The organism is Pseudoflavonifractor capillosus, from assembly GCF_016902575.1.
Taxonomy (GTDB): Bacteria; Bacillota; Clostridia; order Oscillospirales; family Oscillospiraceae; genus Enterenecus; species Enterenecus capillosus_A.
This window is the reverse complement of the sequence record NZ_JACSNZ010000018.1, coordinates 24,091-36,753: the sequence shown is the minus strand read 5'-3', so window position 1 is coordinate 36,753 and position 12,663 is coordinate 24,091. Positions and strand designations below refer to the sequence as shown.

At 61.5% G+C, this 12,663-nt stretch carries 13 protein-coding genes; 5 read left to right on the top strand and 8 right to left on the bottom strand.

Features of this window, described 5'->3' with window-relative positions; translation table 11 throughout:
* Positions 1-693 precede the first annotated feature (693 nt).
* The 8 genes from H9X86_RS07385 to mnmA all read right to left on the bottom strand — a co-directional run bounded on the left by H9X86_RS07385 (position 694) and on the right by mnmA (position 7,113).
* Positions 694-1,356, bottom strand: coding sequence for a DivIVA domain-containing protein (locus H9X86_RS07385; RefSeq protein WP_204900903.1), 663 nt, complete (start codon positions 1,354-1,356; stop codon positions 694-696).
* A 25-nt stretch (positions 1,357-1,381) separates the two neighbouring features.
* Entirely contained in the window at positions 1,382-1,831 is a 450-nt protein-coding gene (locus H9X86_RS07380; RefSeq protein WP_204900902.1) for a cell division protein SepF, read from the bottom strand.
* 27 nt (positions 1,832-1,858) lie between these two features.
* Positions 1,859-2,569: a YggS family pyridoxal phosphate-dependent enzyme gene (locus H9X86_RS07375; protein ID WP_204900901.1), complete on the bottom strand. Its 711-nt coding sequence runs from the start codon at positions 2,567-2,569 to the stop codon at positions 1,859-1,861.
* A complete protein-coding gene (locus H9X86_RS07370; RefSeq protein ID WP_204900900.1) occupies positions 2,566-3,831 on the bottom strand; it encodes a biotin/lipoyl attachment domain-containing protein in 1,266 nt (421 codons plus the stop codon). The genes H9X86_RS07375 and H9X86_RS07370 overlap by 4 nt, the downstream gene beginning before the upstream one ends.
* A 95-nt stretch (positions 3,832-3,926) precedes the next feature.
* Positions 3,927-4,169: an RNA chaperone Hfq gene (gene hfq, locus H9X86_RS07365; RefSeq protein ID WP_207752620.1), complete on the bottom strand. Its 243-nt coding sequence runs from the start codon at positions 4,167-4,169 to the stop codon at positions 3,927-3,929.
* A gap of 54 nt (positions 4,170-4,223) precedes the next feature.
* Positions 4,224-5,171, bottom strand: coding sequence for a tRNA (adenosine(37)-N6)-dimethylallyltransferase MiaA (gene miaA / locus H9X86_RS07360; RefSeq protein ID WP_204900899.1), 948 nt, complete (start codon positions 5,169-5,171; stop codon positions 4,224-4,226).
* The gene (locus tag H9X86_RS07355) at positions 5,168-6,061 is read right to left on the bottom strand and encodes an MBL fold metallo-hydrolase (RefSeq protein ID WP_243416882.1); all 894 of its coding nucleotides are present in this window, start codon (positions 6,059-6,061) and stop codon (positions 5,168-5,170) included. The genes miaA and H9X86_RS07355 overlap by 4 nt, the downstream gene beginning before the upstream one ends.
* Positions 6,058-7,113, bottom strand: a complete 1,056-nt coding sequence (gene mnmA / locus H9X86_RS07350) for a tRNA 2-thiouridine(34) synthase MnmA (RefSeq protein ID WP_204900897.1) — start codon at positions 7,111-7,113, stop codon at positions 6,058-6,060. The genes H9X86_RS07355 and mnmA overlap by 4 nt, the downstream gene beginning before the upstream one ends.
* 143 nt (positions 7,114-7,256) lie before the next feature.
* On the opposite strand from mnmA, the gene H9X86_RS07345 reads away from it, so the two are divergent.
* From H9X86_RS07345 to H9X86_RS07325, 5 genes are all read left to right on the top strand, one after another.
* Positions 7,257-8,204, top strand: coding sequence for a glycosyltransferase family 2 protein (locus tag H9X86_RS07345; RefSeq protein WP_204900896.1), 948 nt, complete (start codon positions 7,257-7,259; stop codon positions 8,202-8,204).
* A 275-nt stretch (positions 8,205-8,479) separates the two neighbouring features.
* Entirely contained in the window at positions 8,480-8,620 is a 141-nt protein-coding gene (locus H9X86_RS07340; protein WP_204900895.1) for a hypothetical protein, read from the top strand.
* A gap of 366 nt (positions 8,621-8,986) precedes the next feature.
* Positions 8,987-9,490 (top strand): shikimate kinase, encoded by a 504-nt coding sequence (locus H9X86_RS07335; RefSeq protein WP_204900894.1) that lies wholly within the window; start codon positions 8,987-8,989, stop codon positions 9,488-9,490.
* Between the two features lie 12 nt (positions 9,491-9,502).
* Positions 9,503-11,356 carry a DEAD/DEAH box helicase gene (locus H9X86_RS07330; protein WP_204900893.1) on the top strand — a complete coding sequence of 618 codons (1,854 nt, stop codon included), beginning with the start codon at positions 9,503-9,505 and terminating at the stop codon, positions 11,354-11,356.
* Entirely contained in the window at positions 11,346-12,206 is an 861-nt protein-coding gene (locus tag H9X86_RS07325) for a metallophosphoesterase (RefSeq protein WP_204900892.1), read from the top strand. The genes H9X86_RS07330 and H9X86_RS07325 overlap by 11 nt, the downstream gene beginning before the upstream one ends.
* Positions 12,207-12,663 lie beyond the last annotated feature (457 nt).

Sequence of the window (12,663 nt, the reverse complement as noted above, 5' to 3'; positions counted from 1 at the left end):
CCTGCGCCCCTGCAGGGACGCTCCGCTGGGCCCAATTTCTCCCCGATGAGAAATTGGGGAAAGAATCGCTTAGGGCGTTCCCCCCTAAGTACCCCCCTTGGGGTACGGGTTTGGCAGTGCGTCAAGCCTATGGTCGGCTCCGGTTTCCTGCCAATCCAGGAAAGCGGCTGCTCCTTGCAAGGTACACAGCCAGGCAAGGGGTGCGCTGCCTCCCCACCAGAGCCTGACCCCGGTGGGGTGCAGCCGCTTGCGGCTGCCGGGAGCCGGGGCATCGGCGGCTGGGAACAGCCGCAGCACCAGGGAAAGGCCCGGACAGGGAAACCGCCCAGCCATAGGGCCAGCTGCCATGAAAACTTGGTGTGCTGGCATCACCAGGAACAGCAGGAGATTTTTCGGGCCGTGGGTCGTCTGACGCACTGCCCCTTAGCACCAGCGGGGTGGATTCCACAAGGCGGGGGAAGACCCCGCCTTTGGCGGCTTTTTCGTCTATTTTTGGCCGGACAAAAATAGACCCCAGCGGAGCGACCCCGCCAGGCTGGCAAGCCAGATAGAACTTCGTGGCAACGGTCAATCCCTCCGTCAAGGCTACGCCACTGCCAGCCCCCGTTACACAGGAAAACCTATGGGCGCAGGGGGACTGCATACCAAACAAAAATCCCCCGTGAAACCAGAAGTTTCACGGGGGATTCATACTCACTTGATTTGGTAGTCCTTGCCGAACTGAAGATCTTCAAAGCGGCGGGTGGCGTCCAGATCCAGGTCGTCCACCGGATCATAGACAGGCACCTTGGGGGCGGACACGGTGGGAATGGAGACTGTGTCATCGGCGGTGGCAGCCACAGGCTTCTCCACCTCCTGGGTGGGCTCCGTTTCCTCACTCTGAGGCTCTTCCATCAGCTCGGGGGGCACCACCTGTCCCAGGTGGGAGAGGAATTCTACCTCCGCCTGGTGCAGAGCATAGAGCTTCTTGAGGTAGGCGGCAGTGGCCTCCTGAGCCTGCTTGAGGCGGTACTCCTCGGCGGTGATCTCCGCCTGGAGCTGGGATTTGCGGGCGGCAGCCTCCTCGGTGGCGTCGCGCTCCATCTGATTCTTCTTTTTCTCCGCATCGCTGACCATGTTGTCGGCCATCTGCTGGGCAGCCAGCAGGGTCTTGCGCATGGCCACGTCAGTGGCCCGGTACTCCTCGATGGAGTCGGAGAGCACCTTGAGTTTATTCTTCAAAATGGTATTGTCGTTGTAAAGGGCGGTGTAGTCCTCGGTGAGCTGATCGAGAAACTCATCCACCATGGTCATATTGTAGCCACCAAAGGTCGCCTTAGCGAACACATGGCTGGCTACCTCCTGCGGAGTCATCATTGTGCAAGTCCCCTTTGTTCTCTATTTAGAAATACAGTCCGTTGTTTTCCAGCTCGTCGATGAGGTCACCCAGAATCTCCACGTTGTAGGGGGTCATGATGTAGGTGGCCAGAGCAACCTTCTTGATGGTGCCCTCGTTGGCATAGGTCACGCCGGAGAGGAAGTCGATGAGGCGGCGGGCAATGACCTTGTCGGTCTGCTCCAGGTTGAGCACCACGGTGCGCTTCTCCCGCAGGTGGTCTGCGATCTCAGAGGCGTTCTCAAACCGCTCGGGCTTGACCAGCACCACCTGCAGCTGGGTGGTGGTGTGGATGTTTACCACCTTGTTGCCACGGCGCTCAGGCTCGGAGCTGCGGGTAGACTCAGTGGGGGCAGTGCTGCTGTTGTTGACGGGGGCGAAATCCTCCTCGTAGTCATCGTCATCCTCGTCCTCATAGGGACGGGCCAGACGCTTCAGTTCGTCCAGAATACTCATGGATAGAACTCCCTTCTATGTATAATATTAAAATGGGTTGGAAATGGGCGCACGAGGACCAAAAATCGCCGTACCCACCCGAACATGGGTGGCGCCGGCGGCAATGGCAGCGGTGAAATCGTTGCTCATCCCCATGGACAGAATCGTCATATCTGTTTTATTATCTCCCATTTCCTCCTTTATGTCAACAGCAAGTGCCTTTAATTTATGAAAAAACGGTAAATTTTCTTCTGGAAAGGTTGCCGCCGGGGGAATGCACATCAGCCCCCGTACCCGCACGTGATCCAGCCCCGCGGCCAGCCGGGCCGCAGGAAGGACCTGGGAACACAAAAAGCCGGATTTGGAGGGCTCCTGGGCCAGGTTGACCTCCAGCAGCACCTCCTGCACCAGACCCGCCTTGGCGGCCTGCCGGTCAATTTCCAGCAGCAGCTTCTGAGAGGACACCGAGTGGATCAGATCCACCTTGCCCATGAGATACTTCACCTTATTGGTCTGCAAGTGGCCGATGAAGTGAACCTGGGCACCCTGGTAGGCGCCCGCTTCAAAGTGTGCGGTGAGCTCCTGCACTCGGTTTTCCCCACACACCTGTACCCCGGCGGCGATGGCCTGGCGGATGGTGTCGTCACTCTGGGTCTTGGTGGCAGCCACCAGGGTGATCTCTTTGGGATCTCGCCCGCAGGTCACGGCGGCTTGGCGAATTTCTTCCACAACGTGGGATAAATTTGTGGAAATATTCATCCTCGCACCACCATTCCGTCGGAGACCTGGGTGGAGTTGAGGATGATCTCATCCCCCGCCCGCAGGCGGGAGGAGGCGGTCTCGTCCACCGGCTCCACCAGATAGAAGGAGTCATCGCTGTGGAGCACCTTCACCTCCTGCCACTCCGCCTGGGTGCCCACCACGGTGAACACGCCGTAGGAGTTGACCTGACTTTCGTTGCCGTTCTCGTCGGTGACCGTCTCGGTGAGCACCCGCAGGGCCTGACGGGGGATGCGAATGCCTTCCAGCTGCTGGGAGATGATGTCCACGGTTTGGGTGCGCAGCAGGGTGGTGTCGGAGATGTGGGTGTCTGTGGAGAAAATAGCCATGGTCTGGCCATTTTCCGAGACAAGACGTTCCAAGTCCATGGAAATGGTGCCATAGTAGTCGTGGGAGAAGGCGATCTGATAGCTCTTCCCTTCCAACAGCCCGGACACGGATTCCTGGTCAATGAGGGCGGCCAGGTACCAGGTGGAGTCGGTGACCACCTTGCCCAGGGCGGTTTGGTCGGCGGCAGGCTCCTGGGCCAGCAGGTCAGACAGCTGGGAGATGGTGAGGGAGGAGAGCATCTGGGGGGTGACAAGACTCTCAAACCCGTCCACCTCCCCGGAAAAATACCCCGAGGTGGGGGCGGTGATGGTCTGAGAGGCCTGGCTCAAAGAGGCGTTGAGGGAGTCCAGCTCCTTCTGCTTGTCCTGGATCAGCTGCCCGATCTGGTTGGCCGCCTGGGTGTTGCCGTAGACGTAGTCCCGCTGGAACACCATGGTGCGCAGATGGAGGGAGGAATCCTCCAGGGTGGACAGATCCCCGGTGGAAGTCAGGGAGCGGATGGCCACCATGGAGGAGAGCACTTCCTCGTCCAATCGGGAGGAGTTGGTGGTTTGGGTACCCGTGGAGAGAGAGTATTCCAGCTGCTGGATCTCCGCCTCCAGGGCCTGGATGGTCTGTCGGCTGTCCAGGGAGTCCTGGCTGGCGTGAATGAGGGCGATCTTACCCCCCTTGGCCACCTTTTCTCCCTCGTCCAGCAGAATATCCACATACTGACCCGAGGTGGACAGCACCTGCTCCTGCCGCACCAACAGGGCGGAGGCCTGAGTGCCCACATCCACGGAATAGGAGTAGGCGGTGGTGGTAACCAGATCATTGCGGAAGCCCAGGGCCAGATAGACGGCAAAATACAGGATGACCGCCAGGCAGATGACCCCGATGATAACTTTGTTGACCAATGTATTCTCTTTCATGGGTACCTTCTTTCTTTATCGGGGAACCTGCCCTTCCACCGTCCATGGAATGGCACGTTCCCATGGGGGAAAACACGTTCCCCTGGTACAGGGAATCACTCCTCCATACTCACCGCTTTTTCTGGGGTGATGGTGGAGATGGCGTGTTTGTAAATGACTTGCTGCTTTCCGTCGCTGACCAGTACCACCACATAGGGGTCAAAGGCGGTGACCACCCCACGGAGCTGGAACCCGTTGACCAAGAAAACGGTGACCCGGGCGGCGGTACGGCGAAGGGTGGACAGAAAACTGTCCTGAACATTGGGCTGCTTGCCCACGGCGACTGCGGTAAAACTCATATGTATGCACTCCTTTTCTTTTTCGGGTCTGGCATAGCCTGACCCTGAGTGCAGCTATTGTAAGCCATGGGTGCGGGCGAGTTCTGTCGAAACATCGAGGGCTTGGGAAAAATTAGGGGTTTCTCCCCAGCGCAGCCAATGGGTGTGGGGGTTGCGGCGGAACCAGGTGAGCTGCCGCTTGGCGTACTGCCGGGAGCGCAGCTTCACTTCCTCTGCCCCGTCTGCGGCGGGACGGCCCTGCTGCAGGGCGGAGACGATCTCCTTGTAGCCAATGGCCTGCATGGCGGTGCAGGTGGGGGGAATGCCCTGATCCAGCAGCCGCCGCACCTCCGCCTCCAGCCCCTGGGCCATCATCACATCCACCCGCTGGTCGATGCGCTGCCACAGGTGGGGGCGCTGTTCAAAGTCCAGGCCGATGGTGAGGGGGTGATACCGGGGCGGGATGGCCTGGGACTCCAGGTTGTGCTGGGTGATGGTCTTACCGGTGGTGAGGTACACCTCCAGGGCCCGGATGATGCGCTTTTCGTCGTTGGGGTGCAGCCGCTGGGCGGCCTGGGGGTCCACCTGGGCCAGCTGCTGTCGCAGGGGCTCCAGCCCCTCCTCCCTGGCCCGCTGCTGCAGCTGCTCCCGCACCCCGGCGGTGTGGGCTTCAAAGGGGGCAAACTGCCGCCCCGCCATCAGGTTGTCGATGTACAGCCCAGTGCCGCCAGCCACAATGGGCAGCTTGCCCCGGGCGAGGATATCGTCCATGACGGGAATGGCATCGGTGACATATCGGCTCACCGAGTAGTTTTCCCAGGGGTCTGCCACGTCCAGCATGTGGTGGGGCACCCCCTGCATCTCCTCTTTTGTGGGCTTGGCGGTGCCGATGTCCATGGTGCGGTACACCTGCATGGAGTCTGCCGACACCACTTCCCCATTCAAAATCTGGGCCAGTGCCACCGCCAGGGCGGTTTTGCCCGAGGCGGTGGGGCCGCAGATGACCAAACAATCCGGTTTCATACGTCCTCCTTTGGAGCCAGGTAGAGCATTCCGTCCTCCGCCACATAGCGCAGTCGCCCGCTGTCCACCAGTACCTCCACCAGGCCCCGCAGGTTGCGCTCCATGAGAGGCACCTGCTGGACACGGCGGGAGCGCAGGGTGTGGTGGGCGTTGACCTTCTGCCACAGCTGGCTCACCGTCATGGGGGTGTCCACCAGAGCCGCCACCTCCTCCGCCCTGCCTCCAATGAGGGCACAGGTGGCGTCGATGAGGGGTTCCACCTGGGTGTGTACCCCACGATGGGCGGTGACATAGGCGGCGTGGTGGGTGTGGCGCAGGCGCTGGGCACTGTCCATCATCTGGGTCAGGTCCAAGCCGTAGGGCAGCTTCAAGTTCAGCCCTTCGTTGGAAAACACCGCATCCCCCACAAAGCACACCCCGTCGGGGGTGGTGATGCAGATGTGATCCAGGGAGTGGCCGGGGGTGTGGAGGATGTGGAAGGGTACGCCGCAAAATACAAAGGTGCCATCCTCGTAGGGGATGGGGGCGTCCACCGGGCAGAGCATCTCCCCCTGGTAGTCCCGAATCATATGGGGGGAGTAGGTGTAAAAGTACGCTTTCAGTCCCATCAGGGTGCGGCAGGTCTCCACCTCCCCGGCGGGCACTGCCACGGGGCAACCATATCGGGTACGGAGTGCGGCGTTGTTGATGGAGTGGTCCAGGTGTACATGGGTGCTCATCACCCCCACGGGGGTGAGCTGGGCCTGGGCCAGGGTGTCCATCAGCTCCTCTCGTTCGGTGATGACCCCGGAGTCAATGAGGATGCAGCGGGTGTCGTCCACCCGGTACAGCCCCATCAGGCCGTGGCCCTCCAGCACATAGGTGTTGCCGTGGACGTGGGTGAGGTTCATCGGATCCACCCGCTTCCCAGCACCTGCTGGCCCCGGTAAAACACCGCCAGCTGTCCCGGCGTGGGGGCACGGGCGGGACGCTCCATGTGGATGTCCACCAAGCCGTCACCCAGGGGCATGAGGGTGGCAGCGTCTTTGTGGCGGGAGTGGCGCAGCCGCACCTCCACGTCCAGAGGCCCAGTGAGAGGCTCCTCGGCCAGCCAGTTCACCTCCTGGGTGTGCACCAGGGTGGCGTGAAGCCCCTCCCCGTGGGAGAGCACCACCTCATTGGTCTGGGGGCGGATCTCGGTGACAAACAGCCGAGCGGAGGAGGAGACACCCAGCCCCCGGCGCTGGCCGATGGTGTAGTGGTGGAACCCCTTGTGGGTGCCCAGGATGTTGCCCCCAGCGTCCACAAAGTTTCCCGGTGGAGGGGTACCGCCCCGGGCATCCAGCCAGGCGGCGTAGTCGTCGTCGGGGATGAAGCAGATCTCCATGGAGTCGGGGCGGCTGGCCGCAGGCAGCTGGCCCTCCTCCGCCTCCTGCCGGGTCAACTCCTTGGGAGTGTCCCCCAGGGGGAAGAGGATGCGGGAGAGCATGTCCCGGGTGAGCCGGGAGAGCATATAGGACTGGTCGTTGGAGGAGGTGCCGGTGAGCAGGATGGCGCCGCCGTCGGTGCCCACCCCGATGCGGGCATAGTGGCCGGTGGCCACATAGTGGGCACCAATTTCGTCGGCAAAGGCCAGCAGAGCGGGGAACTTCACCGCCCGGTTGCACCGAGCGCAGGGAATGGGGGTGCGGCCGGAGAGATAGTCGGCGGCAAAGGGGGCGCACACGTGCTCCTCCAGCTCCTGCTGAATGGAGCGCACGGTGAGGGGGATGCCCAGCTTGGCGGCGTTGTCCTGAGCGGACTGCGCCCCGCCCAGGCCGATGTCCAGATACAGCCCGTGGACCTCATAGCCCTGCTGCCTCAGCCGCTGGGCGGCCACGGCGGAATCTACCCCGCCGGAAAGCCCCAATACCACCTTCTTGTCTGCCATGTGCTGTGTCCTCCTGTGGAAACAATTTTTCATTTTGTATTGTAGCAGAAATCCCCCGGTGGTTCAACCAAAACCGGGAGACGAAAAGCCTGGAAATGTGTACCGAAAACATTTTGATTCGCCTTTCCAGGTATGGTATAATAGCCGAAAAACATGTTATACAGGGGGGGCGAGGAATGAAAACCAAGGTGACGGCGGTAGTACCCTGCTACAATGAGGAGCGGGCGCTGCCCCACTTCATGCCGGAAATTCAGCGCATTGCCGCCCAGCTTGCCGCCCGGCAGGTGGAGGTGGAGATTTTGCTGGTGGACGACGGCTCCAAGGATGGCACCCTGGGGCTGTTGCGGGACTATGCAAAGCAGTATGAAAATGTGCGCTATCTCTCCTTCTCCCGCAACTTCGGCAAGGAGGCGGCCATGTATGCCGGGCTGGAGCACGCCCGGGGTGACTATGTGGCCATCATGGATGCGGACTTGCAAGACCCCCCTGCCCTGCTGCCCCAGATGTATGAGATCCTTCAGACCGGGGAGTATGACTCGGTGGCCACCCGGCGGGTGAGCCGCAAGGGGGAACCTGCCATCCGCAGTTTTTTTGCCCGTGAGTTCTACAAGCTCATGCGGAAAATTTCCGATGCGGATATTGTGGATGGGGCCCGGGACTATCGGCTCATGGGTCGGCCCATGGTGGACGCCATCTTGTCCATGAAGGAGGTCAATCGGTTTTCCAAGGGCATTTTCGGCTGGGTGGGGTTTCGCACCTGCTGGCTGCCCTATGAGAATGTGAAGCGGGTGGCGGGTGAGTCAAAATGGTCGTTCTTCAAGCTGTTTTGCTATTCTCTGGAGGGAATCATGGCTTTTTCCACCGTTCCCCTGGCCATAGCCTCGGTGTTGGGGCTGCTGGTGTGCCTGGCGGCAGTGGCGGCCCTGGTGGTGGTGGTGGCCAAGACCCTGATTTTTGGTGACCCGGTGAGCGGCTGGCCCAGCATGATGTGTATCATCCTGTTTTTAGGGGGTGTCCAGCTGCTGACCATGGGCATTGTGGGGCAGTATCTGGCCAAGACCTATTTGGAGACAAAAAAACGGCCCATCTATATTTTGGCGGAGAAAAGCCAGGACAAAGAATAACATGAGACAGGGAGCCCAGTGGACTCCCTGTTTTGGTATCTGGGCGTTTTTTCTTGCCGTTCTCTCTGGGCTGACAGAGAAGGTCTTCCCTTTTTTGGTCTCTAACATTGCCTTGTCGGCCTGGTTTTACGCTCCGCTGGGGTCTATTTTTGACCGGGCAAAAATAGACGAAAAACCCGCTTAGGGCGTTCCCCCCTAAGGACCCCCCTGGGGTACCAGGTCAGAACTGCGTCAAGTTGGGTTCCGGCCCGTGACCCTTGCTGTGGCCCCTGTTTGTGCCACCACACCAGGCCCCTCTGGGCAGCTGGCCCTACGGCTGGGCGGTTTCCATGACCGGGCCTACCCTGGCGCAGCAGCTGTTCCCAGCTGCCGGTGACCAGGCTCCCGGCGGCGGCAACGCCGCTTTTCCAAGGTAAGGCCCGGACGATGGAACCGCCAGACCCGCCAATTCTGTTGCCATGTGAGCCTGGGCTGGTGGGATGGGCAGGAACAGGGAAAGACCCTCCGGGCCGAAGATTTCCCTGACGCAGGAGCAGCCTTGTACCGGCAGGGTGGATTCCACAAGGCGGGGGAAGGCCCCGCCTTTGGCGATTCTTTCGTCTCTTTCTCATCGCTGAGAAAGAGACCCCAGCGGAGCGACCCCAGCGCGGCAAAAATAGGAGAGAGGAACAGGGACAGGGCTTGCACAGACTGGGGACGATCTGATATAATATTCTGTCTTATCATGGGCAAATATCACCCGTTTCCCCAGGGGAGCGGGGCGTGTATGGGATGTGACGGAGATGGACAACATCATCTTGATCGGGATGCCCGGCTCGGGCAAGAGCAGCGTGGGCGTCATTCTGGCCAAGGCCCTGGGCTACGACTTTCTGGACGTGGACTTAGTTCTTCAGCAGCAGCAGGGGGCGCTGCTGCAAGAGCTGTTGGACGAAAAGGGCGTGGACTGGTTTTTGGATGCTGAGGCGGACGCCATCGCCTCGGTACAGTGCCATCATACCGTCATCGCACCCGGCGGCAGCTGCATCTGCCGGGAGCGGGCCATCTCCCATATGCGCAAGTTAGGCACGGTGGTGTATTTGCAGCTGACGTTGGAGGAAGTGGAAGGGCGCATCCACAACATGGCCACCCGAGGCATTGCCCTCCAGCCCGGCCAGACCTTGGCCGACGTCTATGCCTACCGTACCCCCCTCTACGAGACATGCGCCCATCTCACCGTCCCGGTACACGACCAGAGCCTGGCCGAGACGGTGGAAGCAGTGAAACAGGCTTTGATGGAATATCAGTAAAGGAACGATACCATGAACTTCAAACAACTGGGTCTGAGTGACCCCATCTTAAAGGCCCTGGCCGAGCAGGAGTACACCGCCCCCACTCCCATCCAGCAGGGCGCCATTCCCCCCGCCCTCACCGGCCGGGACGTGCTGGGCTGCGCCCAGACGGGCACCGGCAAGACCTGCGCTTTTTCCACCCCCATTTTGCAGCGACTGTCCAAAAAAATCCCCAATCCCCGGGTCATTCGTGCCCTGATCCTCACCCCCACCCGGGAGCTGGCCATCCAGATCCAGGACTCCCTGGTGGCCTACGGCAAGCACCTGCCCCTGCGCAGCGCCGTCATCTTCGGCGGGGTGGGTCAGCAGCCCCAGGTGGAGAAAATCAAAAAGGGGCTGGACATTCTGGTGGCCACCCCAGGGCGACTCTTAGACCTCCACGGTCAGGGCCTGCTGGATTTGAGCCACATTGAGATTTTCGTGCTGGACGAGGCCGACCGGATGCTGGACATGGGCTTTATCCACGACGTGCGCCGGGTCTTGAAGCTGCTGCCCCAGCAAAAGCAGACTCTGTTTTTCTCTGCCACCATGCCCCCGGAGGTGATGGAGCTGGTGAATGGTCTGCTCCACAACTATGCCTCTGTGGCGGTGGACCCGGTGTCCTCTCCCGTGGAGGTCATCAATCAGAAGCTGTTTTTTGTGGATAAAAACAACAAGACCAAGCTGCTCTGTCACCTCATGGAGAAGTGGGACATTCCCGCTGCCCTGGTGTTTTCCCGCACCAAGCACGGGGCCAACCGCATCGCCCGGGACTTGAATGCTCAGGGTATCACCGCCGCTGCCATCCACGGCAACAAGAGCCAGACCGCCCGGGTGCAGGCCTTGAACGACTTCAAGGCTGGCCGGGTGCGGGTGCTGGTGGCCACCGACATCGCTGCCCGGGGCATTGACATCGACGAGCTGGCCTGGGTGTTCAACTACAACCTCCCCGACGTGCCCGAGACCTACGTCCACCGCATTGGCCGCACCGGCCGGGCCGGCCACTCCGGCACCGCCGTGTCCTTCTGCCAGTTCGACGAGAAGTCGGATCTGAAGGCCATTGAGAAGCTGTTGGGCCGCTCCATCCCCGTGGTGGAGGACCACCCCTTCCCCATGGTGAACCTGGAGGCCCCCAAGCGGGACAAAAACGGCCGCATTGTCAACGCCGAGGATGCCGAGGCCCGTCAGGCCGCCCGGGAGCGCCGCCGCCAGCGCCAGCAGGAGGCCCAAAAGACGGAACAGCCCAAGGCCCAGAAGCCGGAGAAACCCGCCAAGGGGGAGAAGAAGCCCAAGGGGGAGAAACCTGCCAAGAAGGAGAAGCTCAAGGCCCCGGAGGCCACCCCGGCTCAGCCTGTGCAGGAGCCGCCCCACCACAAGCGTGGGGTGCGCCAGGGCAAGCTGGCCGAGACCATGCCCGAGCACCCTTCCATGCCGGAAACTGACTTTTACAAGCCCAATCCTCTGGATTCGGATATTATTATGGACGCCACCGCCCGCCTGTTGGCGCCCCGGCGTCCCGCCAACCCGCCCCGGGGGGAGCGCAAGCCCCGGAAGGAGCAGCCCAGGCAAGAGAAGCCTCCCAAGGCAGAAAAGCCCATCCAGGGGGAGAAGGCGGCCAAGCAGCCGCCCAAGGCCCAGGAGGGCAAGCGCCACAAGGGCAAGGGAGAGAAAGCCAAGGGAGAGCATGGGTCTGTCCTGCCCCCCTCCCTGTCCGGCAAACGCCGCCGTTCCCGGGGCAATGATCGGCCCCGCCCGGTGGAGGCGCCCTTGAAGTCCAACCGCCAGAAGGATTCCACCGAGTACCGCAGCCTCATGCGGCCCTACTATCTCCACGATGAAGATTAAACCTCTGCGCACCCTGGGCGCTGCCCTGGGTGCAGTGGCGGTGATTCTGGGGGGAGCCGCCTTTCTCAGCTGGCAGCAGTGGGGGCTGGAGGTGACCTGCACCCAGGTGCCGGTGACTGGCCTGCCCCAGGGGTTTGAGGGAATGCGTGTGGTCCACCTGTCCGATCTCCACGGCCATGTGTATGGGGACGACCACCGGCAGCTGCTGGAGCGGGTGGCACAGGCAGAGCCGGAGCTCATCGCCCTCACCGGGGATGTCATCGACCAGGCCCACCAGCGTGACATCCTCCCCGCCCTGGCCCAGGGCCTGTCCGCCATTGCCCCCACCTACTATGTCACGGGAAACCACGAGTGGGCGGTGGGAGACGTGGGTCAGACCAAGGAGATTTTGAGGGAAAACGGGGTGACGGTGCTGTCCAACCAGTACATTCTGCTGGAGCGGGGGGGCGATTCGGTGGTGTTGGCAGGGGTGGACGACCCCAACGGCTACGCCGACCAGAAGCCCCCCGGGGAGCTGTATGAGGAACTGGAGGCGGCCCACCCAGGGCTGTGTACCATTCTTTTGGCCCACCGCAGCAACCTGTTTGACCGATACGCCGCCTGCGGCTACGATCTCATTTTGGCGGGCCATGCCCATGGGGGCATTGTGCGCCTGCCCTTTACCGACGGGGTGTTTGGCCCCGGTCGGCAGTTCTTCCCCACCTGGACGTCTGGTGTGTACACCCTGGGGGACAGCACCTTGTACGCCACCCGGGGGTTGGGCAACAACACCACCCCCATCCCCGGGTTTCGGCTGTTCAACCGGCCGGAGATCTCCGTGTTGGAACTAGTGGCAGCCCGTCAGGGCTGACGGAGAGGGCTTGCGCCTGCCAAGAAATTTGTTCAAGCCCTCCGGCCTGGTGGGGACGCTCCCCGCTGGGGGTTCCTTTTGTTCGGGCAAAAGGAACCAAAACCCGCCTAGGGCGTTCCCCCCTAGGTACCCCCCTGGGCATCTTGCGGAGTGCTGGAGCATCCCCCACCGACGCTGAGGTACTGGGCACAGTCTCTACTCCTTGCGTCGTTGCCGCTGATACCTTCCGTGTAGGAATAGGGTGCTTCTTTGGTAACAGCGTCTGGTTTGGCAGTAGACTGACAGAAATCACCTACGGCAGGCCCTGTTCTTCTGAGGCAGGTGCTTTCTTCACTGGGACGGTGAGCGGCAGCGGATGTAGCGGCACAGAGTATCGGTTTACCCCTGGGCCGGTTTGGGTTGCTCCAGCAGCCCAGGGCTTCTGACCTAAGCAGGGTACCTAGGGGCGCAACCCCTA

What these genes read in the sequence shown, in the direction of transcription:
- H9X86_RS07385 (WP_204900903.1), bottom strand. Translation starts at nt 1,356, where the DNA reads ATGATGACTCCGCAGGAGGTAGCCAGCCATGTGTTCGCTAAGGCGACC.
- H9X86_RS07380 (WP_204900902.1), bottom strand. Translation starts at nt 1,831, where the DNA reads ATGAGTATTCTGGACGAACTGAAGCGTCTGGCCCGTCCCTATGAGGAC.
- H9X86_RS07375 (WP_204900901.1), bottom strand. Translation starts at nt 2,569, where the DNA reads ATGAATATTTCCACAAATTTATCCCACGTTGTGGAAGAAATTCGCCAA.
- H9X86_RS07370 (WP_204900900.1), bottom strand. Translation starts at nt 3,831, where the DNA reads ATGAAAGAGAATACATTGGTCAACAAAGTTATCATCGGGGTCATCTGC.
- hfq (WP_207752620.1), bottom strand. Translation starts at nt 4,169, where the DNA reads ATGAGTTTTACCGCAGTCGCCGTGGGCAAGCAGCCCAATGTTCAGGAC.
- miaA (WP_204900899.1), bottom strand. Translation starts at nt 5,171, where the DNA reads ATGAAACCGGATTGTTTGGTCATCTGCGGCCCCACCGCCTCGGGCAAA.
- H9X86_RS07355 (WP_243416882.1), bottom strand. Translation starts at nt 6,061, where the DNA reads ATGAACCTCACCCACGTCCACGGCAACACCTATGTGCTGGAGGGCCAC.
- mnmA (WP_204900897.1), bottom strand. Translation starts at nt 7,113, where the DNA reads ATGAAAAATTGTTTCCACAGGAGGACACAGCACATGGCAGACAAGAAG.
- H9X86_RS07345 (WP_204900896.1), top strand. Translation starts at nt 7,257, where the DNA reads ATGAAAACCAAGGTGACGGCGGTAGTACCCTGCTACAATGAGGAGCGG.
- H9X86_RS07335 (WP_204900894.1), top strand. Translation starts at nt 8,987, where the DNA reads ATGGACAACATCATCTTGATCGGGATGCCCGGCTCGGGCAAGAGCAGC.
- H9X86_RS07330 (WP_204900893.1), top strand. Translation starts at nt 9,503, where the DNA reads ATGAACTTCAAACAACTGGGTCTGAGTGACCCCATCTTAAAGGCCCTG.
- H9X86_RS07325 (WP_204900892.1), top strand. Translation starts at nt 11,346, where the DNA reads ATGAAGATTAAACCTCTGCGCACCCTGGGCGCTGCCCTGGGTGCAGTG.